At 36.2% G+C, this 25928-nt stretch carries 25 protein-coding genes and 8 tRNA genes; 12 read left to right on the top strand and 21 right to left on the bottom strand.

Annotation, left to right across the window (positions count from 1 at the left end):
* Positions 1–36 precede the first annotated feature (36 nt).
* The 3 genes from BLE01S_RS19295 (at position 37) to BLE01S_RS19290 (ending at position 1482) form a co-directional block, all read left to right on the top strand.
* Complete coding sequence (locus BLE01S_RS19295) at positions 37–918, top strand: DUF2628 domain-containing protein (protein ID WP_066146364.1); 882 nt, start codon at positions 37–39, stop codon at positions 916–918.
* A 73-nt stretch (positions 919–991) separates the two neighbouring features.
* Positions 992–1090 (top strand): YjcZ family sporulation protein, encoded by a 99-nt coding sequence (locus BLE01S_RS20620; protein ID WP_082788829.1) that lies wholly within the window; start codon positions 992–994, stop codon positions 1088–1090.
* A 92-nt stretch (positions 1091–1182) separates the two neighbouring features.
* The gene (locus BLE01S_RS19290) at positions 1183–1482 is read left to right on the top strand and encodes a hypothetical protein (protein WP_066146361.1); all 300 of its coding nucleotides are present in this window, start codon (positions 1183–1185) and stop codon (positions 1480–1482) included.
* 141 nt (positions 1483–1623) lie between these two features.
* On the opposite strand, the gene BLE01S_RS19285 is transcribed toward BLE01S_RS19290, so the two are convergent.
* A complete protein-coding gene (locus BLE01S_RS19285) occupies positions 1624–3036 on the bottom strand; it encodes a SpoVR family protein (RefSeq protein WP_066146358.1) in 1413 nt (470 codons plus the stop codon).
* Between the two features lie 209 nt (positions 3037–3245).
* On the opposite strand from BLE01S_RS19285, the gene BLE01S_RS19280 reads away from it, so the two are divergent.
* The 3 genes from BLE01S_RS19280 to BLE01S_RS19270 all read left to right on the top strand — a co-directional run bounded on the left by BLE01S_RS19280 (position 3246) and on the right by BLE01S_RS19270 (position 4757).
* The gene (locus BLE01S_RS19280) at positions 3246–3503 is read left to right on the top strand and encodes a YhdB family protein (protein WP_066146356.1); all 258 of its coding nucleotides are present in this window, start codon (positions 3246–3248) and stop codon (positions 3501–3503) included.
* 351 nt (positions 3504–3854) lie between these two features.
* The gene (locus BLE01S_RS19275; protein WP_066146354.1) at positions 3855–4286 is read left to right on the top strand and encodes a disulfide oxidoreductase; all 432 of its coding nucleotides are present in this window, start codon (positions 3855–3857) and stop codon (positions 4284–4286) included.
* 3 nt (positions 4287–4289) lie between these two features.
* Positions 4290–4757 (top strand): thioredoxin family protein, encoded by a 468-nt coding sequence (locus BLE01S_RS19270; protein WP_066146351.1) that lies wholly within the window; start codon positions 4290–4292, stop codon positions 4755–4757.
* 36 nt (positions 4758–4793) lie between these two features.
* Here BLE01S_RS19270 and BLE01S_RS19265 read toward each other — a convergent pair whose 3' ends face one another.
* Positions 4794–5204 carry a DUF5365 family protein gene (locus tag BLE01S_RS19265; RefSeq protein ID WP_066146348.1) on the bottom strand — a complete coding sequence of 137 codons (411 nt, stop codon included), beginning with the start codon at positions 5202–5204 and terminating at the stop codon, positions 4794–4796.
* 299 nt (positions 5205–5503) lie between these two features.
* On the opposite strand from BLE01S_RS19265, the gene BLE01S_RS19260 reads away from it, so the two are divergent.
* Positions 5504–6403, top strand: a complete 900-nt coding sequence (locus BLE01S_RS19260; RefSeq protein WP_066146345.1) for an RluA family pseudouridine synthase — start codon at positions 5504–5506, stop codon at positions 6401–6403.
* A 190-nt stretch (positions 6404–6593) separates the two neighbouring features.
* On the opposite strand, the gene BLE01S_RS19255 is transcribed toward BLE01S_RS19260, so the two are convergent.
* The gene (locus BLE01S_RS19255; RefSeq protein ID WP_066146342.1) at positions 6594–7424 is read right to left on the bottom strand and encodes an aldo/keto reductase; all 831 of its coding nucleotides are present in this window, start codon (positions 7422–7424) and stop codon (positions 6594–6596) included.
* A 161-nt stretch (positions 7425–7585) separates the two neighbouring features.
* Between BLE01S_RS19255 and BLE01S_RS19250 the strand changes: the two genes are divergently transcribed.
* From BLE01S_RS19250 to BLE01S_RS19235, 4 genes are all read left to right on the top strand, one after another.
* Entirely contained in the window at positions 7586–8206 is a 621-nt protein-coding gene (locus tag BLE01S_RS19250) for a DUF47 domain-containing protein (protein WP_066146338.1), read from the top strand.
* A 20-nt stretch (positions 8207–8226) separates the two neighbouring features.
* Entirely contained in the window at positions 8227–9225 is a 999-nt protein-coding gene (locus tag BLE01S_RS19245) for an inorganic phosphate transporter (protein ID WP_066146486.1), read from the top strand.
* A gap of 108 nt (positions 9226–9333) precedes the next feature.
* Complete coding sequence (locus BLE01S_RS19240; RefSeq protein ID WP_066146334.1) at positions 9334–9726, top strand: thiol-disulfide oxidoreductase DCC family protein; 393 nt, start codon at positions 9334–9336, stop codon at positions 9724–9726.
* 90 nt (positions 9727–9816) lie between these two features.
* Positions 9817–11115: an NCS2 family permease gene (locus BLE01S_RS19235; RefSeq protein WP_066146332.1), complete on the top strand. Its 1299-nt coding sequence runs from the start codon at positions 9817–9819 to the stop codon at positions 11113–11115.
* Positions 11116–11211: 96 nt separating this feature from the next.
* Here the strand turns inward: BLE01S_RS19235 and BLE01S_RS19230 are convergent, their stop codons facing one another.
* The 10 genes from BLE01S_RS19230 to queG form a co-directional block, all read right to left on the bottom strand.
* Positions 11212–12009 (bottom strand): ABC transporter ATP-binding protein, encoded by a 798-nt coding sequence (locus BLE01S_RS19230; RefSeq protein ID WP_066146329.1) that lies wholly within the window; start codon positions 12007–12009, stop codon positions 11212–11214.
* Positions 11987–13030, bottom strand: coding sequence for an ABC transporter permease (locus BLE01S_RS19225; RefSeq protein ID WP_066146326.1), 1044 nt, complete (start codon positions 13028–13030; stop codon positions 11987–11989). The genes BLE01S_RS19230 and BLE01S_RS19225 overlap by 23 nt, the downstream gene beginning before the upstream one ends.
* 17 nt (positions 13031–13047) lie before the next feature.
* The gene (locus tag BLE01S_RS19220) at positions 13048–14058 is read right to left on the bottom strand and encodes an ABC transporter substrate-binding protein (RefSeq protein ID WP_066146324.1); all 1011 of its coding nucleotides are present in this window, start codon (positions 14056–14058) and stop codon (positions 13048–13050) included.
* A 196-nt stretch (positions 14059–14254) separates the two neighbouring features.
* A complete protein-coding gene (gene yhbH / locus BLE01S_RS19215; protein WP_066146322.1) occupies positions 14255–15421 on the bottom strand; it encodes a sporulation protein YhbH in 1167 nt (388 codons plus the stop codon).
* Between the two features lie 233 nt (positions 15422–15654).
* Positions 15655–16401, bottom strand: a complete 747-nt coding sequence (locus BLE01S_RS19210) for a zinc ribbon domain-containing protein (protein ID WP_066146319.1) — start codon at positions 16399–16401, stop codon at positions 15655–15657.
* 68 nt (positions 16402–16469) lie between these two features.
* Positions 16470–17384 (bottom strand): helix-turn-helix transcriptional regulator, encoded by a 915-nt coding sequence (locus BLE01S_RS19205; RefSeq protein ID WP_066146316.1) that lies wholly within the window; start codon positions 17382–17384, stop codon positions 16470–16472.
* 154 nt (positions 17385–17538) lie between these two features.
* Complete coding sequence (locus BLE01S_RS19200; protein ID WP_066146313.1) at positions 17539–19434, bottom strand: PrkA family serine protein kinase; 1896 nt, start codon at positions 19432–19434, stop codon at positions 17539–17541.
* 384 nt (positions 19435–19818) lie between these two features.
* Complete coding sequence (gene trmL / locus BLE01S_RS19195) at positions 19819–20292, bottom strand: tRNA (uridine(34)/cytosine(34)/5-carboxymethylaminomethyluridine(34)-2'-O)-methyltransferase TrmL (RefSeq protein WP_066146310.1); 474 nt, start codon at positions 20290–20292, stop codon at positions 19819–19821.
* 149 nt (positions 20293–20441) lie between these two features.
* Positions 20442–21311: an amidase domain-containing protein gene (locus BLE01S_RS19190; protein ID WP_066146304.1), complete on the bottom strand. Its 870-nt coding sequence runs from the start codon at positions 21309–21311 to the stop codon at positions 20442–20444.
* Positions 21312–21503: 192 nt separating this feature from the next.
* Positions 21504–22649: a tRNA epoxyqueuosine(34) reductase QueG gene (gene queG, locus BLE01S_RS19185; protein ID WP_066146301.1), complete on the bottom strand. Its 1146-nt coding sequence runs from the start codon at positions 22647–22649 to the stop codon at positions 21504–21506.
* Positions 22650–23109: 460 nt separating this feature from the next.
* Between queG and BLE01S_RS19180 the strand changes: the two genes are divergently transcribed.
* On the top strand, positions 23110–23781 hold the full coding sequence (locus BLE01S_RS19180) for a B3/B4 domain-containing protein (RefSeq protein ID WP_066146299.1): 672 nt from the start codon (positions 23110–23112) through the stop codon (positions 23779–23781).
* A gap of 78 nt (positions 23782–23859) precedes the next feature.
* On the opposite strand, the gene BLE01S_RS19175 is transcribed toward BLE01S_RS19180, so the two are convergent.
* The 8 genes from BLE01S_RS19175 to BLE01S_RS19135 all read right to left on the bottom strand — a co-directional run bounded on the left by BLE01S_RS19175 (position 23860) and on the right by BLE01S_RS19135 (position 25910).
* Positions 23860–23933: transfer RNA gene (locus BLE01S_RS19175), tRNA-Gly, on the bottom strand.
* Between the two features lie 1374 nt (positions 23934–25307).
* Positions 25308–25391, bottom strand: a tRNA-Leu gene (locus BLE01S_RS19165).
* 9 nt (positions 25392–25400) lie between these two features.
* Positions 25401–25474, bottom strand: a tRNA-Cys gene (locus BLE01S_RS19160).
* A gap of 11 nt (positions 25475–25485) precedes the next feature.
* Positions 25486–25557 (bottom strand) — tRNA-Gly (locus BLE01S_RS19155).
* 5 nt (positions 25558–25562) lie between these two features.
* Positions 25563–25634: transfer RNA gene (locus BLE01S_RS19150), tRNA-Gln, on the bottom strand.
* Between the two features lie 27 nt (positions 25635–25661).
* Positions 25662–25736, bottom strand: a tRNA-His gene (locus BLE01S_RS19145).
* Between the two features lie 9 nt (positions 25737–25745).
* Positions 25746–25819 (bottom strand) — tRNA-Trp (locus BLE01S_RS19140).
* Positions 25820–25825: 6 nt separating this feature from the next.
* Positions 25826–25910, bottom strand: a tRNA-Tyr gene (locus tag BLE01S_RS19135).
* Between the last annotated feature and the right edge of the window lie 18 nt (positions 25911–25928).

Raw genomic sequence — 25928 nt, 5'->3', positions numbered from 1 at the left:
ATAATAATCAAAATGTTTAAGAGGGAGTAGAATGGTATGAAGCAATGTCCTAATTGTGGACTCGAGCTAGCAGACAATAATGTTTGTAGCAAATGTGGAATTCAACAGAAACAGGATGTCCTAAAGATACATAACCAAAATGAAGGACAAATAACAAATAATGGCAATGCAGAAAATAACTTCGACACAGATGTAAATAAATTCATCGGAAAAAAACATCCTTATTATAAAACAAAGTGGGAAAAAGCAAAGGATAATAAACCGACTTGGAATTTCGCTGCCTTTTTCTTATCAATATTTTGGTTGGGTTACCGAAAAATGTATACCCACATCGCTATTATTATCGCTTTTTTCTTTTTAATTGACTTTATCGTATACATCCTTAATATCAACTCAATAGATAATGCCATTTCCATGGCCATTGCGGTTACTTTAGGCATGTATGGTAATTACTTCTACTTAATAAAAGCTAGAAAGAAAGTAGCTGTAATTAGAGAGCAAGGATTAACCTCAGAAGATAAAAACTTTGAGATACATAAAAAAGGTGGTACCAGCTGGCTTGGGGTTTTTATCGCCTTAATTTTCTTATTGTTTTATGCATTTATATCCATTGCGCTGTTTCCATCAGCAGAAGACAAAATTACAGCACTCAGAGATGGAACATTTTATGACACAGCTGATCAAACAGTTGGAGAAACAATGGACAGCTACTTTTTCGAGCCTGATTGGAATCTGATAAAGAATGATCAAAATGAGGAAGTTATTCATTTCACTGGAAAAAAAGAAGAATCCATTATTTCAATTGATTTTATTTCTGATGGTGATTCTTTTGAAATTAATAATGCCGAGATTAATGGAGAACAATTAACTGCAGATGAAATTAATGAAATGTTAGATCTAATTATTACTGAAAGCTAACTATTTGTCCTATAACCAAAATGACACTCTATACATAAAATGTGTTAGATCCTTTAAAGGAGGTGGCCATTTTATGGGTGGGGAAGGCGGTTACGGCTTTGGCAACAGCTTTGCGTTGATTGTTGTGCTGTTTATTTTATTAATCATTATTGGTTCCGCGTACGTATATTAATTTTTGGGAGCGTCATTTAGACGCTCTTTTTTTATATTATGGCTTGTTTTGGGAACAATGGATAGGAAGAAATGATTAAAGGTGGCTTATTGATGGAACATTTTCCGATTATCCATACAAATTTCTGGGACGCTATTATTGCAGTTCCAACCGTTTTGATTTTGACACAAATTATAAAGTTGCTACTTCCAATCCCTCGGGTGTATATACCTACTGTCGCTTCCGTGCTTGGCCTAATTTTTTCTATTTTTATTGCACATAGATTTAATTTTTGGGCCGGCGTTTTTATGGGTTTTTTCTATGCTAATGCTGCTGTAGGCGTATATGCCTCATTAAAAACAGCCATCATTACCTATCGTCATTCAGGTGAAAAGCAATCGAATAAACCATAAATGAATTTATCATATGATTGTAATAAAAATTTCATATTATGTTCATCTTTATAGGGTATATTTAAAATGAAGTTATCCCCCCTTAGATAACATAAATGGTCTGACTGCCACAGTGAGTGGGGTCAGACCGTTCTTTATATATTATAAAAATTTCCTCAACATATTCCTTCCATCAAATGTAAACAGCACTACCCTATTTTCCACATTACTTTCCATATGGACGGGCCGTCCCCATAATTGATGAATATACGGCAACACCTTTTCCAAATACTTCAAATCTAGCTCAATTCCTTCATACCAATGCTTTAAATATAATTCTCCATTCTTCATATAATCTCCATCATTAACAGTGATATAAGGAAAACCACCATTCACCCGCATATTGACAAGTTGATCTCGAACTTCAGTCCATTCTTTATCAACTACTTTATAATCACGACCTTGCTTTTGGAAAAGATACATATCTTCACGCATGACAAGATCTTTCGTTAGATAATTTCTTAAAAATGATATATCTGATTCAATTTCTCGGACTTCAAACATTTTTTCTCTTCCAGATTTTTCCCCTATACCCTGCTCTTTCATTTCTTTAGTTGGATTATTCCACCGCTCTTCAATATCTTCGAAAATTTTCACACCAAGATAATACGGATTAATATTTGTCCTTGATGGCTGAACCACTCCAGCATTTAGTTTGGCAAATTCGATCGTTTCTTCACTAGTTAAATTCATCTCCCGAAGGATTCGTTGATGCCAATATGAGGCCCAGCCTTCATTCATTATCTTTGTTTCAAGCTGAGGCCAAAAATAAAGCATTTCTTCCCTCATCATCGTCATAATATCTCTTTGCCAATCAGAAAGCTCCCGACTATACTGCTCAATGAATAACATAATATCCTTTTCAGGTTGTGGTGGAAATTGCTTTTTTTTCTTTCTTCCTTTACTCTTTTCCTTTTTGCCAGCATCAAGTGACCATAAATCATCATATTCTGTTGCAGCTGGTTCATCTTCTTCCAGCTCATCGTCATCTTCCATTCTCCATTGTAAGGTTGGTCGAACAAGTGATGGGTCAATATGTTCCTCAATCGCGAGGACAGCATCCAGAAAACTTTCTACCTCTTCTTTTCCATATTCAACTTCGTATTCTCTCACTCTCTCAGCTGTGGCTGCCATGCTTTCTACCATGTCTCTGTTCGTATTACGGAACCTGGCATTATTTTTAAAAAAATCACAATGGGCAAGTACGTGTGCCACAATTAGTTTATTTTGAATAAGTGAATTCGAGTCAAGTAAGAAAGCATAACACGGGTTTGAATTTATGACTAATTCATATATTTTACTTAATCCGAAATCATATTGTAGCTTCATTTTAAAAAATTGCTTTCCAAAACTCCAGTGAGAAAAACGAGTCGGCATTCCATATGCGCCAAACGTATATATAATATCAGCTGGGCAAATTTCATAACGCATCGGATAAAAATCGAGTCCAAAGCCGGTCGCTATCTCAGTAATTTCACTGATAGCATACTCCAAAGAATTTGCATTCGATTTCATTAGCGATCCCCTCCCTTTTAACCACAATGTATGTGAAAAAAGGGATATTCATGTGGACATAGTTAGGATATTTATTATTTTTTACTTCTTTACACTTTTTACTCATTCAATTTTTAGTAAGCATTATTTAACCGCAATGTCAATTATTACACCGGAAGTATTATAAGCTTGCACATATACTAAATACAACTCCTAAAGGAGGCTGTTATATGGACATGATGGATTATGACCGAGCACTTTACTATACACATCGGTCTGAGTGGGATAATTTAATTGTATTAATGGTTAGAACGAAAGATCATTTACTGTCAAAGCGAATTGAACATTTTATGCATGCGTACCAGTTTTCAAAGGATTATTCATTAATCGAGCGTCGCTTATTTTCTTTGCTTCGCCATCTGGAACATGCGAATGAATCAGTCTGCAATGAACCCGCTCTGTTGGAAGATCCTCTCTTTACTATATAAAACTTCCCGGTGTTTAACACCGGGTTTTTAAATTCTATCTCGACGGTTACGTACTTCTTCTTATTGTCTGCCAGCGATTAGTAAACTTCAGTACCCCTCTCGACGAGAAATAACATCGATCTGTCTTTGGAGCATCGTGTTTTTTATCTTGTACGGCGAAATGATCGCCGACTAAGTTCCTCCACATCCTGTGTAACATATCGCTAATTGGTAGCTTTACTTATTTTACAGTTTTGTGAAGATTGCCATCTTTATTTACATTCTTATTGACTTAATACTATAATCGAGAGGACATAGCAGAAAATTACATACATATGAAAATAAAAAATCTAAGATATGTGAGGTTAAAACATGGTTAAGCAAAAGGATGCCCGTGAAAACTTAATATTTTTTGCTTGGGCTGTTTCTGTAATCGCCACTTTAGGAAGTCTGTATTTTTCTGAAATTAAAGAATATGTACCGTGCGAACTTTGCTGGTATCAACGAATTCTCATGTACCCCCTTGTAATTATTCTTGGTATTGGCGCAGCAAGAAAGGATTATAAAATTGCCCTATACTCGGCAGTTTTTTCCGGGATTGGAATGTTCGTATCTTTGTATCATTATTTAATCCAAAAAGTACCTGCATTCGCGCAACAGGCACCAGCATGTGGGATTGTACCATGCACCGGTGCGTATATTAATTGGGCTGGCTTTATTACTATTCCATTTTTGGCTTTAATCGCATTTATCTTAATATTTATCACTAGTATGATGATTTTCAAACATACTAAGGAGGATTAATTCATGAAAAAAATTATTATTTTTCTTGTTATAATTATAGGTCTTTTTGCTGCTATTGCAGTAATTACAAAGATGCAACAAAATGAAAAAGTAGAAGGCAATATATATAATAAAGATGATCTCAATCCAGCGACAATTGATCAATTAGACGATCCGCTTTATCAAAATATTATTTTGCCCAATGACTTAAATAAAAAACTAAAAGCTAAAGAAGATGTAACAGTTTATTTTTTTAGCCCAACTTGTTCTTATTGCCAACAAACAACTCCAATTGTAAACCCAGTTGCAGAAGATTTGGATATAAACCTTTTGCAATTTAATCTATTGGAATTCGAACATGGATTTAACGACTATAATATTACACATACTCCTACCCTTATCCATTTTAAAAATGGAATGGAAGAAGCAAGAATTGTTGGAGCACACCCAGCAGAGGATTTTGAAGCATTTTTTGACGAGAATGTAAAATAAGAAAAAACCCTTCGTAATGAGGGGTTTTCTCGCTTTTTAAATTAATATTTTATTTGCCGGATTAATAAATTTACTTAACATAATATTTGTTCTCTCTTTTGAAGCATTCAGAAAGTATTGATAGGTAAAAGGGAATAATAATTCACATTTATTTAAATTTCGAATGTTTTTTTCAAGTAATTTTTCCCGATGTACCATTTCAGTGCCGGCAAAAGGCATTTCTAGGATAGTGATTACCACTTGTAAACTAGACATTACTTGAAATGCTGTTTTCAATGTATACAGTCTTACAAGCTGTTCAGCTTCGATTTGCAAAACACCTAAATCTTGAAATTCTTTGATTTGTTGATCAGTGAAATAGCGAGGGAAAATTGCCGAATAAATATAATCGATCAATTCTTCTAATTTTTTCTCTTGCTCATTCGTTGAGGCAATAACACATTTCATTTCAAATACCTACCTTTATAATTCTTAAAGTGTGCGTTTTAAAAATTTCCCAAATTAGAAACAAGAAGTGGAAATTTGAGGACTAGCAAATGATGTGCTAACCTCTATATTTCTCACAGGACGTGAAAGTTTAATAACAGAGGATCCATTTTCTTCAATTAGGATACTAAAATTTCGCTGTTTATCATTTGGGAGCTTTTTTGAACATCCTCTTAAAAAGATTATAGTAAGGATAACATAAGCAAACACCTCATTTGCATGGGAAAATCATGAAAAATTATTTACGTGGAGGTTGTAATATGGAAAAAGAGAACACAATCACCATACCTATCCATCAACAATGGTCAGGTATGACAATTCAATCATTATTTCATATGCAATGGCTTGCACCAAAAAAACTTGTTCATCATCTAAGATTGGAAAAAAGAGTGTCCATTAATGAGGAGTCTGCTATCTGGACAACCCCGCTTACAACCGGGGATCGATTATCCATTAGCCTTCCTGAGGAATTAAATAAAACAGTGCTCCCTTCTCAATATATGCCGCAAATCGTTTATGAAGATGAACACTTACTAATCGTTAATAAACCAGCTAATATGGACACTCACATTAACCAAAAGCAAGAATTAGATACATTAGCAAATGCAGTATCCTCTTATTTACGTTCCCATGGTGATTATCGAAAAATCCGCGCCATTCATCGGCTCGATAAAGATACAACTGGAGCAATATTATTTGCAAAACATGCCTTAAGCCATGCTGTACTTGATCGGATGCTCTTAAATAAGCAGATAGAGCGTACATATTGGGCTTTAGCAGAGGGAACTATTCAAAAAAACAACTTTACCATTCAAGGATCGATTGGGCGGGATCGGCATCACCCGACTCGGCGACGTGTTTCCAAAACGGGACAGCAAGCAGTTACACACTGCCATGTTCTTCATTTATTTCACAAAAAAAAACTATCACTTATTGAATGTTCACTTGATACTGGGAGGACCCATCAAATTCGTGTCCACCTGAGTCATATCGGTCATCCACTAGCAGGTGATCTTCTTTATGGCGGACGCCCTATTTTTCAACGTCAAGCTTTACACGCACGTAAACTTGCATTCATCCACCCTTTTACTTTAAAAAGAATAGAGTGTATTGCATCATTTTTAGACACGCCTTCTATTTTTGAACGATTTAAATACTGAAAAGGAGCTTCCCTTAAGGTAGCTCCTTTTCCTTGTCTAGTTATAGGGCCTAAGGCCAAGAAGCCCCTTTTAGGTTCACCGTGTTTCCTTTACTCGCACCAATGTGGTAGGTTCCTCGATTAAGAATGCCACGTCGTGTGGCCAGCGGGCGCAGTTTGTACGTCGTTAAACGGACGATTTCACTTTTCTTTTAGAAATCAAAGTTATCTGGATCTGGGCCGAATCGCTCATTTAAATTGAGTGCATTTAGCTCATTCATTTCCTTTAGCGTTAACTCAAAATCAAATAGATTTACATTTTCTTTAATCCTTTCTTCGCGCACTGATTTCGGAATAATAATGATCCCATTTTGTAAATGCCAACGCAAAATAATTTGCGCAGTAGTTTTTTGATGTTTCTCAGCAAGATGTTCAATCGTAGGTTCCTCAAGCAAGCGCCCTTGACCGAGCGGTGCCCATGCTTCTACGGCAATTCCTTCTCCTAGGCAATATTCTCTAAGTGGCTCCTGCGTGAAACGAGGATGAAGTTCTACTTGGTTAATGACAGGTTTAATATTGCTGTTAACAGCTAAATCCTCCAAATGATGAATCTGAAAATTACTTACACCTATGGCACGGATCATTTTCTCATCATATAACCGTTCTAAAGCGCGCCATGTATCCAGATATTTTTCTTTCACAGGCCAATGAATCAAATAGAGATCTACATAGTCCATGTTTAACTCTTTTAAGCTTGTTTCAAATGCTTTTAGAGTAGAGTCATATCCTTGATTCTCATTCCAAACTTTCGTGGTAATAAATAAATCCTTACGAGGTACCCCCGATTCTCTCACAGCTCTTCCGACAATATCTTCATTTTCATATAGCTGAGCAGTATCAATTGATTTATACCCTTGATGGATCGCCGATTTTATAGCTGCAAGCGATTCTTCTTTTTCTTTCATTTGAAAAACACCTAAACCTATGTAAGGCATTTCAATGCCGTTATGCAGTTTGAGTTTATCTTGTAAATTTTTAACCATTTCTTCATCTCCTCCACTTTTGTTCATTGCACGGCCTAATATTGTCTAAATTATAATGCACTTCCATATAATTTTATTTCGACAAAATCTTTCATTAATCCTTCTTATGCGGTAAAATAATAATGTTTGGAACTACTAGCTTTTAATCAGGAGGTTTAAAAATGGTCTTTAAAAATAAGAAAGATAAATTTGCGACATTGCTAGAGCATATCGCCGCTAATTTAAAGGAAAGTACAAATTTCTTTGTAGAGTATAAGCTGTCAAACAAAGAAGATACTAAGTTATTCGCAGAAAAGATGAAAGAATTTGAATCCAAGGGGGATACATATGTCCATGAAATTATCATGGAACTAAACAATTCTTTTATTACCCCAATTGAAAGAGAAGATATCCTAGCCCTCTCGATGATCATGGATGATGTACTAGATGGTATGGAACAAACTGCGGCTCTTTTTGAAATGTACTCTATTTTTCAGGCCGATGAATATATGCAGAAATTTGTTGCGGCCATTACTAAATGTGTCGACGAAATTGAAATATCGATTGGTTTAGTTTTCAGTAAAAAACTTCCTGATGTTCGTCCACATGCAATTAGGATTAAAGAGCTCGAATCTATGTGTGATGATTACTTACGCGAATCGATCAAGAATTTGTTTGCGGTAGAAACTGATCCAATTAAGCTTATTAAATACAAAGAACTTTATGAAAGTCTAGAAGAAGTAGCAGATAGCTGCCAAGGTGTAGCAAACACACTTGAGAGCATTGTAATGAAAAATGCTTAAGGGAGTAATTCAAAATGGGAATTGATACAGTTTTTATTATTACAATCTTAATCGTCATCGCCGCTTTGGCATTTGACTTTATAAATGGCTTTCACGATACAGCTAATGCTATTGCAACTTCTGTATCTACTAAAGCTTTAAGACCGCGTGCTGCTATCTTGTTGGCAGCAACTATGAACTTTCTCGGTGCTTTAACATTTACCGGAGTAGCACAAACGATTACGAGAGATATCGTCGACCCATTTACGCTAACAAATGGTTCAGCGGTTATTTTAGCAGCTTTAATCTCTGCGATCGCTTGGAATTTGATCACTTGGTATTTTGGCATTCCGAGTAGTTCCTCACATGCGCTTATTGGTTCTATTGCTGGAGCAGCTATTGCAGCTGCAGGATTTTCTGCGCTTAATTACAAAGGGTTCTTGAAAATTCTGGAGGCTTTACTCATCTCTCCATTAATAGCATTCACTTTTGGCTTTATCATTTATTTTATTTTTAAATTGACTTTAAAAAACTTAAACTTAGCCAAAACAAATAAACGCTTTCGCTATATTCAAATTGCTACGGCTGCATTACAATCCTATACACACGGTACAAATGATGCCCAAAAAGCAATGGGGATTATTACGATGGCTTTAATTGCGAATAATTACCACACAACTACGGATATTCCTTTCTGGGTTCAGTTTTCTTGTGCCTTGGCAATGGGATTAGGTACGTCTATGGGTGGTTGGAAAATTATTAAAACAGTTGGCGGGAAAATCATGAAAATCCGCCCGGTCAATGGAGTAGCAGCTGATTTAAGCTCTGCTATCATTATTTTTGGTGCAACGCTTATTCACTTACCTGTCAGCACGACACATGTCATTTCTTCCTCTATACTTGGTGTAGGTTCATCTCACCGTGTGAAAGGTGTTAAGTGGGACACAGCTCAAAGAATGCTGATTACATGGGTGATTACACTACCAATTTCAGCTACTCTAGCAGCAGTTTGCTATTACATCTTGAATATATTTATGTAAATGTAAAAGAAGATCTTCCTTATAGGAGATTTTCTTTTTTCTTTTTTTATAAAGAAGAATGTTATGATGATTATATAAAATACGAAGAATGTTACAGGAGTGGACTTCATGAAACCGATCATATTATTCGATGGTATTTGCAATTTCTGTCACTCAAGTATTCAGTTTATTATCAAACGTGATCCAAACGCTTACTTTCTTTTCTCATCACTGCAAAGTGACATTGGGCAATCCCTATTAAAGCAAAATAAAATTCCCTTTACCATGGATAGTATGATCTTAATTGAGAATGGTAAAGTGTATGATAAATCTTCAGCAGTATTGCGTATTTGCAAAAATCTTTCTGGTCTTTGGAAGTACATGTATATATTTGTTATCATTCCTTTACCTATTAGAGATTTAATCTATAATATAGTCGCAAAAAACCGGTATAAATGGTTTGGTAAAAAGGATACCTGCATACTTCCAAATCACGAAATCAGGAAACGTTTTTTATCTTAATTTTTATAGAAGTAATACTTGCTTTCTATGCTAAAAACGAATATTATATAAAATGTAATTAATATTGTTCGTCTTTTGGAGGTATTATTCATGTTTAAATTGAAGGAAAATAATACAAATGTTAAAACTGAGATTATTGCAGGTATAACTACATTTTTAACAATGGTATATATTGTAGTAGTGAATCCGATCATTTTGAAAGATGCTGGTGTTCCATTTGATCAGGTATTTACCGCAACAATCATTGCTACTGTTATCGGTACACTTTGGATGGCGCTTGCTGCAAATTATCCTATTGCAATCGCTCCTGGAATGGGACTAAATGCATATTTTGCTTATTCTGTTGTTGGTACCCACGATATTAGTTATCATGTAGCATTTTCAGCTGTATTTGTAGCTGGTATTATTTTTGTTATTTTATCATTAACACCTTTTCGTAAAATTTTAATTGAAGCAATTCCTGATAATCTAAAACACGGAATTACTGCTGGTATCGGTTTATTTATTGCTTTTATTGGCATGCGACTGACTGGGCTGATTGTCTCCCACCCTTCAAATCTCGTTGCGCTTGGTGATCTTCATTCACCTGGAGTCTTACTTGCTTTGTTAGGTCTCACTGTAACATTGATATTAATGGCTCTAAAAGTACATGGAGCATTATTTCTAGGAATGGTTGTAACAGCGGTTGTTGCAATGTTTACAGGAAACCTCTCATTTGATCAAGGTTTCATCCAAATGCCTTCTCTTCCTGAAGGGCTCATTATTACCAACCCAATTACTGCTTTTGTTGAAGTTTGGGACCATGCACTTTATGCTGTTGTCTTCTCGTTTTTACTTGTAACAATCTTTGATACAACGGGCACAATGATTGGTGTAGCCCATCAAGCAGGTTTAATGAAAGGTAATTCCATGCCACGTGTGCGCCAAGCTCTATTAGCTGACTCCTTGGCTGCGACAGCGGGGGCAGTGTTTGGAACAAGCCCTACAAGTGCTTATGTCGAATCCTCATCAGGTGTTGCAGCCGGTGGTCGAACAGGCTTAACAACAGTTACTGTATCTATTCTGTTCATTATTGCAGCTTTCTTTGGTCCACTTGTTAGTGCTGTTTCTGGACTTTCTGCGATTACTGCACCAGCTCTAATCATTGTAGGTAGTTTAATGATGGGCTCGATTGCGAAGATTAAATGGGATGAGATTGAAGAGGCATTCCCAGCATTCTTGATTATATTGAGCATGCCACTCACTTCAAGCATTGCTACTGGTATTGCACTTGGTTTTATTTCTTACCCGATTTTAAAAGTTGTTACAGGTAAATGGCGTTCCGTTCACCCGCTCGTATACATCTTTGCTGTATTGTTCTTTTATCAGCTCGCATTTATACCGCATTAAGATAAAAGTAGAAATCCATTAGCCAACTTATTTTCCAACAAAAAAAGTCTGATTTTCTAATCAGACTTTTTTATTATTCTATTTTAAGCTACTAAGTCAAACAGATAAGAGTGCCCTATCACTTGTTAGTTTCTCACCACGTATACGCTGGAATTCTGCCATGAGCTTATCGATCGTTAATTGCTTTTTCTCTTCTGCTTCCACTTCCAGAATGATCTGTCCTTTATCCATCATAATAAGGCGATTACCTAGGTCTAATGCCTGTTGCATATTATGTGTGACCATCAGTGTCGTTAGCTTATCTTTTTCGACTAATTGTTTCGTTAAATTTGTAATTAACTCTGCTCTTGCTGGATCAAGAGCTGCCGTATGCTCATCTAATAGTAAAATGGATGGTTGAGTAAATGTGGCCATTAACAACGACAATGCTTGCCTCTCTCCGCCTGAAAGCATGCCCACTTTTGCATTTAAGCGATTTTCAAGATTTAAATGCAGTGTTGCAAGAGAATCACGGAAGAATTCTCTTCTCTTCTTATCAACACCTCGTTTTAAACCCCGTTTTTTGCTGCGTGAAAAAGCCATCGCTAAATTTTCTTCAATACTCATCGAAGGGGCTGTACCAGCCATTGGATCTTGAAAAACTCTTCCAATTAGCATCGAACGCTTGTACTCTGGTAATCTAGTGACATTTTTACCAGCAATTTTAATATCGCCAATATCAGGAGTAAGTGCACCGGAAATCATATTCATCATCGTTGACTTTCCGGCGCCGTTGCTACCGATCACTGTGACAAAATCTCCAGCTTCTAGCTCAAGATTAATTTGATCAAGTGCAATTTTTTCATCGGGGGTTGCTTCGTTAAATACTTTATTAATCTGCTCGAGCTTCAGCAACGGCTTTAACCTCCTTTTCTGTAGTAAGTTCAGCTAGGCGTTCTGCATGTCGCCTTTGCTTTCTTCGTTTTTCCCTTCTTTTTTCGAAAAATTGTGGCATAATCAATGCGATAATCACAATGATTGCCGTAATCAATTTCATATCTCCAGTATCAAGTAAGTCTACTCTAAGCGCTAAACCTAGAACAATACGATATATGATTGCTCCTACAATAACTGCGATTGTAGTCCGCATAATCGTTTTTGTACCAAATATCGCTTCACCAATGATGACAGAAGCTAATCCAATGATGATCATTCCTATTCCTAAACCAATATCAGAGAACTTTGCATATTGTGCTATAAGTGCTCCCGAAAAGGCGACAAGTGCATTTGATATCCCCAGTCCAATAATGACGAGATTATCTGTGTTAGCTGAAAAGCTTCTAATCATTTTCTTATTATCACCTGTTGCACGAATCGCAAGCCCTACTTCTGTCTGTAAAAACCAATCCACTATACATTTGATTAGTAAAGTAATAATAACCATTAGAAACAAAGTTCCCCATGTAGAAGGCAAATGCTTCATGCCTATCATTCCTAATGCTTGATTGATACCATTATCAATTCCTAACGACCCCCAAAATACTTGGAATTTGCTGAAAATTGTTTCCGCGTTTAATAAAGGGATGTTCGGTCTCCCTACCGAATTCTCAGATGTAAAGCCCATGATGCGCAAGTTAATAGAATATAAGGCAATCATCATCAGAATTCCTGATAATAAGGGATTGATCTTACCTTTCGTATGCAAGAGCCCTGTCACACAGCCAGCCATAAAACCGATGATTAAAGCTGCTGCTGTAGCTATTGCTGGATGATAGCCAAAAAAGATCATCGTTGCTGCAACTGCAGCCCCCGTAACAAAGCTTCCATCAACCGTTAAGTCAGGAAAATCAAGCACTCGAAATGAAAGATATACACCGAGTGCCATAATAGCATAGATGATTCCTTGCTCTACAGAGCCAAATATGGATAAAAACATGCAGATTTATCTCCAATCTATTTGCTAAATTCAGCATTCCATTCTTCTTTAATGTCCAATTCAATCGCATCAGCTGTCTCTTTATTTATGACAAATTTCAAGTTTTGTGGTTCTTGGACGGCCATATCAGCGGGCTTGCTTTCACCTTTTAATATTTTAACAGCCATTTGGCCCGCCTCATAACCAATATCAAAAAATTCAAATCCATAAGCAGCTAAACCACCACGAGCTACGGAGTCGAACTCGCCAACCATCATCGGAATCTTATTGTCTTTCGCTACTGATACAACTGACTCCAATGCAGATACAACAGTATTATCAGTAATAATATACAGTGAATCAACTTTTCCAATTAATGATTCCGTCGCTTGCTTAACGTCTGCAGAAGTAGCTACAGGAGCTTCTACTACTTCCATATCCATGTCTTTTAGGATTTCTTTCACAGCATCCACTTGTGCACGTGAATTTTGCTCACCAGCGTTAAAAACCATTCCTACCTTTTTAGCTCCAAGTTCTTCCTTAAGAAATTTCATCGTGTTGGGAATTGCTTCTGGATGATTATCGATTGTACCCGTTACATTTCCACCTGGGTTTTCCATTGAAGCAACCAATTCAGCACTAACTGCATCCGTTACCGATGTGAAAACAATCGGAATATCCTGAGTCGCGCTTGCTACTGCCTGTGCACTTGGTGTTGAGTTAGCAAAGATTAAGTCCACACCTGAAGTAACCAAATTTGTAGCAATGGATGTATTGGCACTATTATCGTTTTGCGCATTTTGAATGTCCCATTCTATTTCTAGTTCCGCATCCTCTAATGCCTTCTTGAAACCGTCAAATGCAGCGTTTAGTGAATCATGCTCGACAATTTGTGTAACACCAATTTTAAATTTCTGTGCCTCTTCTGTTTTATCCGCTTCCTTGTCCTTATTAGGCGCCGGTGTCGAATCATTTCCACTACCACAAGCCGCAAGAATAAACATGGAACTCAAAATAGCAATCGCACTTTTCTTCCAACTGACCTTCATTAAAAATCCCCCTCTTTTCCATCCCTAGCCGTTTTAATATTCGTTATTTTTCGGCAATATTTTATCGTAATATTACACCGATTAGCTTTGTTAGTCAAACAAATTTTCAAATGTTTAGATAATAACAATACTATTCAATAGAATTTTCTCTTCTAAACAATAAAAACCAGGGAGAACCCCCTGGTTTTTATGAAGCTTATGCAAATTGTCTATCTACTTCTTTTCGAAAAAAGCTTTTCATGGCGTGAAACACATCTGACTTTTGTTTTAGAATATAATGATAGAACTTTTCATTTTTTATATTTTTATACGCAGACATTAAAGTTGAATTTCTTTGATATTGATTTACTTCACCATACCCAAACATATTCGATTTTTCCATGAGTTCATGCACTAATTTAATACATCTCGCATTATCCGAAGTTAAATTATCTCCGTCTGAAAAATGAAACGGATAAATATTGAAACGCTCGGGTTCATATTTTTCTGCAATAACTTCTAACGCTTTCCTGTATACAGAAGAGCAAATTGTTCCGCCACTTTCCCCTTTTGAAAAAAATGCTTCTTCCGTTACAATTTTCGCTTCCGTATGATGAGCGATAAATTCAATGGTCACTGACTCATATTTTGTTCTAAGAAAACGTGTCATCCAAAAGAAAAAGCTACGCGCCATATATTTTTCCCAAATACCCATACTACCACTCGTATCCATCATAGCAATAACAACTGCACTCGATTCTGGCTTTTGTATTTCATTCCATGTCTTAAACTTCAGATCCTCTGGATAGATTGGATAAAACCCTGCTTCTCCCTGCATGGCATTTCTTTTAAACGCAGACATCATCGTTCTTTTTTTATCAATATTTCCCATTAATCCTGTTTTCCGAATATCATTATACTCAATATGTTCTACTTGATTTGTATCTTGCTGCTTTCTTTTCAAGTTAGGTAATTCAAGTTCTTTAAATAAAGCTTCCTCTAAATCTAACATTGATACTTCAGCTTCATAATAGTCTTCCCCAGCTTGATCGCCGGCACCTTGCCCTTTACCAGGCCCTTTTTGCGGAGCACCATCACGAGCAACTACATCGCCAACTTGACTATCTCCGTCTCCTTGACCTACATGTTTATTTTTATCATGACTATAGCGAATCTTATACTCATCTAGCGATCTGATCGGAATTTTCACTACATCATTTCCGTCAGACATAATAATACTCTCTTCTGTTATCAAGTCTGGCAAATTACTACGAATGGCCTCCTGCACTTTATCTTGATGTCGCTGTTGATCATCATGGCCTTTGCGGTGGAGGGACCAATCTTCTTGAGAAATTACAAACTGGTGGTGATTTGAATCCGTCATTTTCATGCCCCCCTAAAAAATAATCAACAAATTGTTATATCTTGCATATATTAACTTGACTGTAATTCTTCCAAACATATATGCGACTTGTTCTAATTACTCTATCCTATGCAAAAACAAAAAAATATTTACTAATAATTAAAAGAATAGGACAAAATCCTTTTTTCTTTGGACAAGTCAACATATGAAAAAAGAGCTTGTTTAACCCAAGCTCCAATTTAGACATGATCAAATTATTTAATTGCAATATAAATATCTACTTGTGCCTCATGTGGGTTTGTACTTTTGGCATCATAGCATTCAAAGTCTCCACTATAAGTCCGTTTTACCTCTCCTTTTTCAAACCAATTCCAAATTTGTGACCAAGCTTTCGGCACAATTTCTGTTACCGGTCCAATTTCTGTTGTAAAAACAGCATATTTTGCAGTTGGTACATTGAACATCATCATATTCTCCGGTACATTTACGGAACTAGTAACAATCTTACCAATTGAAAATGTGTATTCACCAGAAACGTCACTCGTATAGTCAGAATATAAAGCTAATGTTTCCGATGATGCCCCTAGATTTAGTATTTGCTCACTTATTCCATCTTTATAAAATCTTTCCCACATAAGCGGTATTTTTCCCTTATTTGTTATTTCAGCCATATTTGTTGTTCTCTCAGCAATTCCAACAAATTGAAAGCCTTCCCTTGTTATGTAAAATGGTTCTATTCTCGGTTTTGCTTGTCTCCATCTTTTTAAAAAGGGCATAGAGTTTTTCAACATTACCCTGGATTTTTCTTCTTCCCACCCTTCTTTTACTAAAATAGCCACACAGAAATCTATCATTTCTTTCATTGTTATGTCTGTATCTAAAAAAGATCCTTCTTTATAACAATGCATACAATAGTCCTTACTTTTTTCGCCACCTTTTTCAGTTCCATAAAGTTTATCTTCAGTCATAGGCATGCTACAGCTTTGACAATAAGTTTGCATTAAACTATTCCCCCTTTTTTTCCATTATACGAAAGTTAATATGACACCCCTATGTCATATTAGAAAATTCATCTATATTTATTCATCATTTTCATAGAAAGTTCTTTAAGTTTTTGGCGGACATGACCTGGCCCCATTACTTCGATTTCGTCCATAAAGCTTAATAAGAAACCATACATCCAATTATCTTCCGGCATTTCTATTTCTATCTGGCAGATGCCATCCTTAAAACATACAAATCTTTCTGGACTAAAGATTTCCTCCATTGTTGGCTTAAAGGTATGATCAAATCTAATCTTTAAAGTTACAGTTTTTTCAGGATGGTACCATTCCTTATCCCAAGGCGAGTTTTCTAATTGCACTTCCCTTCTTTCAAATTCCTTTTCACTCATCACTAACTCTTTTATTCTCGATATTTTAAACAATCTAAATTGATTCCGTAATAAACAAAATCCATATATATACCAAGATTGCCCCTTTAATACAATGGTATGTGGTTCAATCTTCCTTATCGTTTCCACTCTACCACTGTTCGTATATGTAAATTGAATACATAATGATGAATGTATTGCTGCCTTTATCAATGTTATTTTATCTTTCAGTTGTGGGTTTCCTCCCCATGGACTGAAATCAACAAAAAACGTTTCAGGAGATGGATTGCCTGATATATTTTTTATTTTCTCTATTACTTTTGTTGTATGTATGTCATCAAAAGAAGTTGAGACACTTTTTAATGCACTAGAAATCGCATGAAGTTCTTCCTCTGTTAGAACACTTTTATCTAGCCTATAACCTTCAACAAGCCCTATTCCACCGTTTGTTCCTTGATAGGTAATAACAGGAATGCCAGCTTGGCTAAGTGTGTCGATATCCCGATAAATAGTCCGTATAGATACAGCAAACATTTCCGCTAATTCCTGTGCACGTACCCGTTTTCTATTAATTAATATCATTGTCATCGCTAAAAGCCTGTCCAATCTCAATTTAAATCGTCCTCCCTATCACATCTATAAAAATAGTGTATCGAAGGTTTGACTGGGATGCTATTTTATTTGATGTACCAATAAATATTGTATAGATAAAAAACAACGCCTCTCTCTTCTGAGAAAGACGTTGTTTTTATGATTTTCTTATTTACTACCGATTTAATAAACTACCAACGTATCTTAGTAAATCATTTGCAGATGTAGAATTATACCCATGTTCATCAACTAATCTGGCTACAACTTCATTTATTTTTTTCAATTGTTGTTCATCCGGTGTCTTAGCTGATGTAGTGATCTTAACAACATCCTTCAAATCAGCAAAAAGTTTCTTTTGAATTGCTTCCCGTAATCGATCATGTGAACGATAATCAAATCTTTTTCCTTTTCTTGCTAATGCGGAAATACGTATGAGGATTTCCTCACGAAACGCCTTTTTTGCATTTTCTGAGATACCAATTTGTTCCTCTATCGATCTCATTAGTTTTTCATCTGGATTGATTTCATCCCCAGTTAATGGGTCTCGTAATTTTGATTTATTACAGTAAGCTTCAACATTATCTAGGTAATTATCCATCAGTGTTTTCGCCGACTCTTCATATGAATAAACAAAAGCTTTCTGCACTTCTTTTTTCGCCATATCATCGAATTCTTTTCTTGCAAGCGAGATAAAGTTTAGATATTTTTCTTTAAGTTCTGCTGTAATAGAAGGATGCTGATCGAGCCCTTCTTTTAATGACCTTAACACATCAAGTGCGTTGATAGTAGTAATTCCCTTACGAATGATCGTTGATGAAATCCGGTTTATGACATACCTTGGATCAATCCCACTCATTCCTTCTTCTTGGAACTCTTGTTTTAATTCATCCACATCAGCTGAATTGAATCCTTCTACATTTTCTCCGTCATAAAGTCGCAGTTTCTTTAAAACATCTATGTCTCCTCGTTTTGGTTCTTTAAGTCTTGTTAAAATGGAGAACATGGCAGCAACCCTTAAAGTATGTGGTGCAATATGAACATCAGCCACATCACTTTCACGAATCATTTTTTCATAAATACGCTCTTCTTGAGAAACTTTTAAATTGTATGGAACAGGCATAACAATAATTCTTGAATGTAGAGCTTCATTCTTTTTATTGGAAATAAAGGATCGATATTCCGTTTCATTTGTATGAGCAACAACGAGTTCGTCAGCGGAAATTAAGGCAAACCTACCCGCTTTAAAATTTCCTTCTTGTGTTAACGAAAGCAAATGCCAAAGAAACTTTTCATCACATTTGAGCATTTCTTGAAATTCCATCAAGCCACGGTTCGCTTTATTTAATTCTCCATCAAATCGATACGCTCTTGGGTCTGACTCTGAACCAAATTCCGCGATCGTAGAAAAATCTATACTGCCCGTTAAATCGGCTATATCCTGAGATTTTGGATCCGATGGACTAAAAGTACCAATCCCTACTCGCTTATCTTCTGAGAAAAATATTCTTTCAACGAGTACATCCTCTATTCTTCCTCCGTAATCCTGCTCTAATCTCATCGTATTTAATGGGGATAAATTGCCTTCAATCCTAATTCCATATTCCTCATAAAAGTCGTCACGTAAATGCTCAGGGATCATGTTTAAAGGATTCTCATGCATGGGACAACCTTTAATCGCATAAACCGAACCTCTATCTGTCCTAGAGTATTGCTCTAACCCTCTTTTCAACATTGTCACAAGCGTGGACTTTCCACCACTGACTGGACCCATTAACAATAGTATTCGCTTTCTTACATCAAGCCTTTTTGCTGAAGGATGAAAATATTCTTCGACTAACTTTTCCAACGCCTCTTCAAGTCCAAATAGTTGATGATTAAAAAACTGGTATGACTTACTTCCATTTTCCTCCTCCACTCCCGCATCCTTTATCATATTATATAAACGAGAATGCGCAGATTGGGCAATCCATGGTTTTGATTCAAGTAATTTTAGATATTCGGAGAATGTTCCTTCCCACTTTAACTTTTCTTCTTGTGCTCGGTAGTTTTCAATTCTTTTTAAAATATCCATATGAACCTCCCTAGCCGCATTTTGAGAGATATTACTTAATTTATATGCAAGTCAACAACTAAACATGATTTAATCCCTCATAAACATGTCCCTTAAGAAAACATATTCAAAAACTTAAAGCTTATTCACTTACTCGTCATATTCTTTTTTAAACGAAAAACGGAGCATTCACATTTCTTATCAAATGGGATATACTATATAAAGGACAAGATATGAGTTTAAGGAGGCTTACATATTATGAGAACAATCTTAGTTATTGGCGTCAGCATCGCATTCTTAGCTGCCATCTTCACTTCTGGGTATGAGGATAAGCCGGGCGTTAATAAAAAATAAAAAAGTAAACCCCCTCTTTCTGTTAGCATAGAAAGAGGGGGTTTTTCTTTATTAATGTAGATTTGGATAACCTTGCTGTCTTAGCGCTTCATACACTAATATCGCTGCCGTATTAGAGAGATTAAGTGAACGGACGTTATCATTCATAGGGATTCTTAAACAGGTCTCCTGATGTTGTTCAATCACTTCCTGTGGCAAGCCTTTCGTTTCTCGGCCAAAAATAAAATAATAGTCCATTTCAGTATTGTCATATTGAAAAGAGGTGTATGGTTTTTTTCCAAATTTAGAAAGAAAAAAATACTGTCCACCATGACTTGCTGAAAAAAAATCTTCAAGTGAATCATGATAAATAATTTTTACATGTTCCCAATAATCGAGACCTGCACGTTTTAACATTTTATCTTCCGTTGAAAATCCTAGCGGGCGGATTAAATGTAAAATAGTATCTGTCGCTGCACATGTTCTTGCAATATTTCCAGTGTTCGCCGGTATTTCCGGCTGGTATAGTACTACATGGATTGGCACGGATGTCACCTCATAAAGTGAATTTCTATTCAGCGGGTCGTTTTCCCCTTTGAATGTTAGTTGAACCAAGAAGTTATTCCGTTTCTTATTCTTCAATAATAATTGGTTCAGTGTTATTATACCATTTTAACATTTGAAGAAAAACTCTACTATCCGTCTATAATTGTAAACATTTTATATTTAATATTCGGTGTATAAGCAGTCGAATCTTCATATGCCCAGTATCTCATTCTACTATTGTAGGTATGAGCATTAACAAGTGGCATTCCTGAAGCATCTTTTGCCGTAACAATTGTATTATGATCAAAACGACCATCCCCTTGAAAATCATAACAAATGACATCACCAAGTTTAAGTTGAAGTGGATCGTTAACTTCTTGTGCCTTCAAACCTGTTTTCGAACTTTGTAAATAAACTTTTAAAGCATTGGCCACAGACCAACTATAGCTCCAATTTTTATTCTGATACCACCAACCTTTCGACCGATTAGGGTAACCACGCATTGGAGCTCCACCTGCATGAAGACATTGTGATATATAATTTGTGCAGTCCACTTCAAATTTTTCATAGGCCGGATTATACGTATTCCACCATTTCTCAGCATAACGAACCGCATCCAAGCGATTATAAGTAAAGCGTTCTCGCTGTATATCCTCAAGATTATCATCCACTATAAATAGCTCTTCCTGACGCTCATCTGGAATATGCATAGGGAGTTCCACATCTTCAAACAATCCACCTCTGTAAAATGAAGCCTTCCTTCGTTCAATTTCTTCCTCTAGATACATTTCTTCATTCATCTTTATTAAATATTTCAAATGAACATCATAGTACACATGTTCATGTTCTTCTACTTTTTCCTTTTTTGAAATTTTTCCATTTGCAATAACCTTTACTATTTCCGCGTTTCTATTTCTAATGGAATCCAATTTTCTTATTATTTTTTCTTCCTCCATTTTCTCTCTTCCGACCAATTCCATCGCTCTTTTTTCTAGGTTTGCTACCAATTGTTTTTTCACAAAATCCCTCCTCCTAGAAAATATATATGCAAAGAATAATTAATTATAAGAAAAGAGCAAGCGCCCGTTTAGCGACATAGAAACTGCACACACAGGATGTTTGTACATCAACATTTCCTTATTTTAGTTGAGAGCTCTTGTGTTTGGTATGATGAGATAAAGACTACGAAAAATTAAAAAAAGACGAGATAATTATACCTCGTCTTTCACTGCGAAAAATTCTAACCCTTTTTCTATTTCCACTAATACCTCATTATCTTCTTCTACTAATTGTGCTTTTAGAAGTGCCTCTTGAGCTTCGTCTCCCCCTATTTTCCCTAGTGCCCAAGCAGCTGTTCCTCTTAAGACTGGTCGAACATCTTTCCGAAGTACATCAATCAGGTCACCAACCGCAGAAGAATCTTTAAAATGTGCAAGCGCTAAAATCGCATTGCGCTGAATCGGTTTTTTCCCTCTCCACGAACCAGATAACTCTCCATAAGATTCTCTAAATTCTCGATTTGATATTTTCAGTAGAGGAATGAGTAATGGTTTCACGACCTCAGGAGCTGGTTCCATTTTTGGATGCTCACGAAAGTCCTTTCCCTTATTTATTGGACAGCTTGTCTGACACGTATCACAGCCATACAGCCGATTCCCTATTTTCGTCCGGAATTCATCTGGCATAAATCCTTTCGTCTGCGTGAGAAAAGCGATACAACGCTGGGCATCCAGTTGGCCTGGTTGCACAAGAGCCCCCGTTGGGCATGCATCCCTACATTTATTGCAATCACCACATTGATCTAACATTGGTGTATCTGGCTCAAACGGCAAGTTCGTGATCATTTCACCAAGATAAACGTAAGAACCAAATTCAGGAGTAATAATCGAACAATTTTTCCCGCTCCAGCCAATTCCTGCTCTCTCCGCTACTGCCCTATCAACCAATTCCCCTGTATCTACCATAAGTTTAAATCTTGATTGTTTTACGCGACCTTCGATATATCTAGCCAAGTCTTCCAGTTTCTCTCTCACAAGCACATGATAGTCGATTCCCCAAGAAGCACGACAAAATATACCACGCCGTTCGCCCTTTTTCCCGCGTGGTGCGTCAGGAAGTTTTGACGGATATGCAAGTGCAATTGCTATAATGGAACGCGGTCCTTCAAATATGAGTTCAGGATGGGTTCGTTTTTCAATATCTTTTTCTTCAAAACCAGATTGATAACCAAGTTCTTGTTGTCTAATCAGTAAATTTTTCATTTCTATAAAAGGATCAGAGCTCGCAAATCCAATCTTATCAATACCAATACTTTTACTATAAGCAATAATATCTTCCTTTAGTTTTCCATAATCCATTTATATACCTCCTATCTCTCCACTCTATAGAGATGGACAGCATGTTAATCTTTACACTATTATTTATTATTTATTTTTTCTTTTTAAAATGTTGTACTATCACTGCTTAACCTTCGAATCCCGATCGATAACAATACTTATCCAGCGCTGATTCGTTGAGAAATCTTATTGTACATTAAGTTCCCAATTACCGTTGCAAAAATACCTAATGTGTAATAGTCATAACGAAAAAATAGAACAATCACTTTAATTGCTAGAACATTGAATTCTCATAACAACCTCATAAAAACAAGCAATACAAATATTAATGAACCCTTTATATTAAATCTCTATTCAACTTATATAAACATGACATTTTTCCTCAACCGTATATCAATATTTTCCTTCTAGAAACCTCGACACCGTTCTCCCCATCCTATATATGTTAAACTATTATCAACTAACTATGGAGGTGGAAATATTGGAAATAACGATAGATCCTGAATTATGCCAATCGATACCAAATCTTTCATTTGGTATTATCCAGTATGATAACATTATTGTCGAAAATTCACCGCAAATGTTAAAAGGGCGATTACAATTATTTCAAGAATCCTTATTTTTTGATCTTGAGGATCAAAACATTAACGATATTGATGAAATCAAAGAATGGCGAGCTATTTTTAAACAACTTGGAAAAGATCCTAACCGCTATCGGCACTCAGCTGAAGCATTGTATCGTAGAGTAAAGAAACAAAATTTCATTCCAAGCATGAATTCAGCTACAGACATTAATAACTTTTTTTCACTAAAATATCGTATACCCATTGGGATTTATGATACATCCCATATTAAAGGCAATGTTAAACTACGTAAAGGGCAAAAGAACGAATCCTTTGTAGGGTTAAACGGAAGAGAAAATCAACTGAACAACTTAATCGTTTCTGTTGATAATAAAGCTCCTTTCGGTAGCCCTTTTGTTGATTCTAGGCGAACAGCTGTAATGTCTAAAACAACAAGCGCTCTTCAAATCCTTTATTTGCCTACAGCTATGGATCCAAATGAAGCAAAACAAATGTTAGAGTCCTTAAAAAATATGTTTACACAAATTAATGGTGGCGAAGGATATATATATCTTATAAGCTGTAACTAATCCCTAAATAAAATAAAACGCAGCACCCCGTTCATCTAAGGAACGAAACACTGCGTTGGTGAGAAAACATATGTATTATGGAGCGGGTGATGAGAATCGAACTCACATCATCAGCTTGGAAGGCTGAGGTTTTACCACTAAACTACACCCGCATTCAATAGGTCTTTCAAAAAAGGTACTACGTCAGTATACAAAAGAAATCGAATCTTATCAATGCTTGTCACAAATTGTCCATTAAAAAGCGCTTTCAATCCATTGTCTATTATTTAATGAGATTAGCCCTTGACGTGTTTTTCAAAAAGTTAAAACAATATTCTTCTGATAGATAAAGCGAAATTGTGATATATTTTATTTACATTGTAACCAATTAATAACAAAAGCAAACATTCCTTTTGTTATTAAAATTGAAATACCTCTTCCGCATCAGGTGAGGTATTTCTGTAGCTGTCAGACTAAATTAACAATTTCAGAAATAAAAACGATCGAGCCTTTACACTCGACCGACAAAATTTAATATATAATTTCCTAGTTGTCCAGCGCTCTGTATCTTTTTATACGACTTTGGCCCCAGCAGCAGAGCTTTATCTAATAATAATCGACTTGACATTCCAATTCCTTGTGTTCATGTGGAAGAAGTTTCAAAGTTTTAAGGATTTCTCTTTGTTTGTCTATCAGACTTTTAATATGTGGCTTAAGTTCAGCAAATCACGAAAAATTTTTAGTAATCTATAACACCCATTGGAATTCCATCTTTGTTGTAGCGGAGATAACACAACTCCTCCAATCGCTTCCATCATTCGTCATTTTCCATCTTGAAAATCGCATCTACAACTTCTTCGGCTGTCATTTAAATAGCTGATTCCATTAAATCACTCACTTTCAATAATATTTTTAGGTTCTTTTATTCTCGGTAAGCTATCACATTAAAGATTTTATCATCCCTTTCATCCAACCTGTTAATAGTTCCCTTCTTTTCTCTCAGATTCATATTGTAAAAATACTCCAAGTCTTGAATCACTTCATGAGCCTTTACTAGAGCATCTCTGTTTGTTGGTAACAGAAATGCCCTATCAATGACAAAAGGTCCTGTAGATAAGACGTGGCAATATACTGTAAGTAATAAAGGGATCATGAAGCCTTTTAAAAATCTTTTTGAGCCAACGCCAACTAATATGTTCCACCTAGTCTTTTACAGACCAGTACCTAAATTCAAAATAATAAGTAATACTGCTGTAAACAAAGCCCTCCAAATATTAACAAGTATCGATCAACTATGTGAATGAGCGCTTAAGTCACTCAAATATTAAAACCACTTGTAAACTTTCTCCTATATCTTGAATGAAAAGTACGAACAAGATGAAAGAGAGACTGTGGATGTATTTGATAATATGTTTGTGTAAAAATGGTGTTAAATGCTTTAGAAACGTTGTCGATTCAAATGTATTTCGAGAAACAAAAAAACACTCTCAAACGCTGTCTTAACAACGTTTGAGAGTGTTTAATCTTAATCAATCGTATCTTTAGAATACCTGAGGTGGGATTCGAACCCACAAGCCCGTGAAGGCATTGGATTTTGAGTCCAACGTGTATGCCAGTTCCACCACTCAGGCTTAACTATATGGAGGCGGCAACCGGATTTGAACCGGTGATAAGGGTGTTGCAGACCCATGCCTTACCACTTGGCTATGCCGCCATTTTATCAAGAGCGGAAGACGGGATTCGAACCCGCGACCCCCACCTTGGCAAGGTGGTGTTCTACCACTGAACTACTTCCGCATTTACTGGGCTAGCTGGATTCGAACCAACGAATGACGGAGTCAAAGTCCGTTGCCTTACCGCTTGGCTATAGCCCAATGTTTATAAATCAAATATTAAAAAAATGGGGCGACTAGTGGGGATCGAACCCACGATGTCGGAGCCACAATCCGATGCGTTAGCCATTTCGCCATAGCCGCCATAATAATTGGCAGGGGTAGTAGGAATCGAACCCACGCTGAAGGTTTTGGAGACCTTAGTTCTACCGCTAAACTATACCCCTGTAAAATGGTGGTGGGGGACGGATTCGAACCGCCGAACCCGGAGGGAGCGGATTTACAGTCCGCCGCGTTTAGCCACTTCGCTACCCCACCACATATGTTTTTTTAAAA

The sequence above is a fragment of the Lederbergia lenta NBRC 16444 genome (genome assembly GCF_001591545.1).
GTDB lineage: Bacteria > Bacillota > Bacilli > Bacillales > Bacillaceae_C > Lederbergia > Lederbergia lenta.
Note: the sequence above shows the minus strand (reverse complement) of the source record. Positions and strands in the feature narration are given on the sequence as shown.

What these genes read in the sequence shown, in the direction of transcription:
- BLE01S_RS19250 (WP_066146338.1), top strand. Translation starts at nt 7,586, where the DNA reads ATGGTCTTTAAAAATAAGAAAGATAAATTTGCGACATTGCTAGAGCAT.
- BLE01S_RS19260 (WP_066146345.1), top strand. Translation starts at nt 5,504, where the DNA reads ATGGAAAAAGAGAACACAATCACCATACCTATCCATCAACAATGGTCA.
- queG (WP_066146301.1), bottom strand. Translation starts at nt 22,649, where the DNA reads ATGGATTATGGAAAACTAAAGGAAGATATTATTGCTTATAGTAAAAGT.
- BLE01S_RS19295 (WP_066146364.1), top strand. Translation starts at nt 37, where the DNA reads ATGAAGCAATGTCCTAATTGTGGACTCGAGCTAGCAGACAATAATGTT.
- BLE01S_RS19275 (WP_066146354.1), top strand. Translation starts at nt 3,855, where the DNA reads ATGGTTAAGCAAAAGGATGCCCGTGAAAACTTAATATTTTTTGCTTGG.
- yhbH (WP_066146322.1), bottom strand. Translation starts at nt 15,421, where the DNA reads ATGACGGATTCAAATCACCACCAGTTTGTAATTTCTCAAGAAGATTGG.
- BLE01S_RS19240 (WP_066146334.1), top strand. Translation starts at nt 9,334, where the DNA reads ATGAAACCGATCATATTATTCGATGGTATTTGCAATTTCTGTCACTCA.
- BLE01S_RS19220 (WP_066146324.1), bottom strand. Translation starts at nt 14,058, where the DNA reads ATGAAGGTCAGTTGGAAGAAAAGTGCGATTGCTATTTTGAGTTCCATG.
- BLE01S_RS19285 (WP_066146358.1), bottom strand. Translation starts at nt 3,036, where the DNA reads ATGAAATCGAATGCAAATTCTTTGGAGTATGCTATCAGTGAAATTACT.
- BLE01S_RS20620 (WP_082788829.1), top strand. Translation starts at nt 992, where the DNA reads ATGGGTGGGGAAGGCGGTTACGGCTTTGGCAACAGCTTTGCGTTGATT.
- BLE01S_RS19265 (WP_066146348.1), bottom strand. Translation starts at nt 5,204, where the DNA reads ATGAAATGTGTTATTGCCTCAACGAATGAGCAAGAGAAAAAATTAGAA.
- BLE01S_RS19210 (WP_066146319.1), bottom strand. Translation starts at nt 16,401, where the DNA reads ATGCAAACTTATTGTCAAAGCTGTAGCATGCCTATGACTGAAGATAAA.
- BLE01S_RS19235 (WP_066146332.1), top strand. Translation starts at nt 9,817, where the DNA reads ATGTTTAAATTGAAGGAAAATAATACAAATGTTAAAACTGAGATTATT.
- BLE01S_RS19280 (WP_066146356.1), top strand. Translation starts at nt 3,246, where the DNA reads ATGGACATGATGGATTATGACCGAGCACTTTACTATACACATCGGTCT.
- BLE01S_RS19290 (WP_066146361.1), top strand. Translation starts at nt 1,183, where the DNA reads ATGGAACATTTTCCGATTATCCATACAAATTTCTGGGACGCTATTATT.
- BLE01S_RS19270 (WP_066146351.1), top strand. Translation starts at nt 4,290, where the DNA reads ATGAAAAAAATTATTATTTTTCTTGTTATAATTATAGGTCTTTTTGCT.
- BLE01S_RS19225 (WP_066146326.1), bottom strand. Translation starts at nt 13,030, where the DNA reads ATGTTTTTATCCATATTTGGCTCTGTAGAGCAAGGAATCATCTATGCT.
- BLE01S_RS19255 (WP_066146342.1), bottom strand. Translation starts at nt 7,424, where the DNA reads ATGGTTAAAAATTTACAAGATAAACTCAAACTGCATAACGGCATTGAA.
- BLE01S_RS19200 (WP_066146313.1), bottom strand. Translation starts at nt 19,434, where the DNA reads ATGGATATTTTAAAAAGAATTGAAAACTACCGAGCACAAGAAGAAAAG.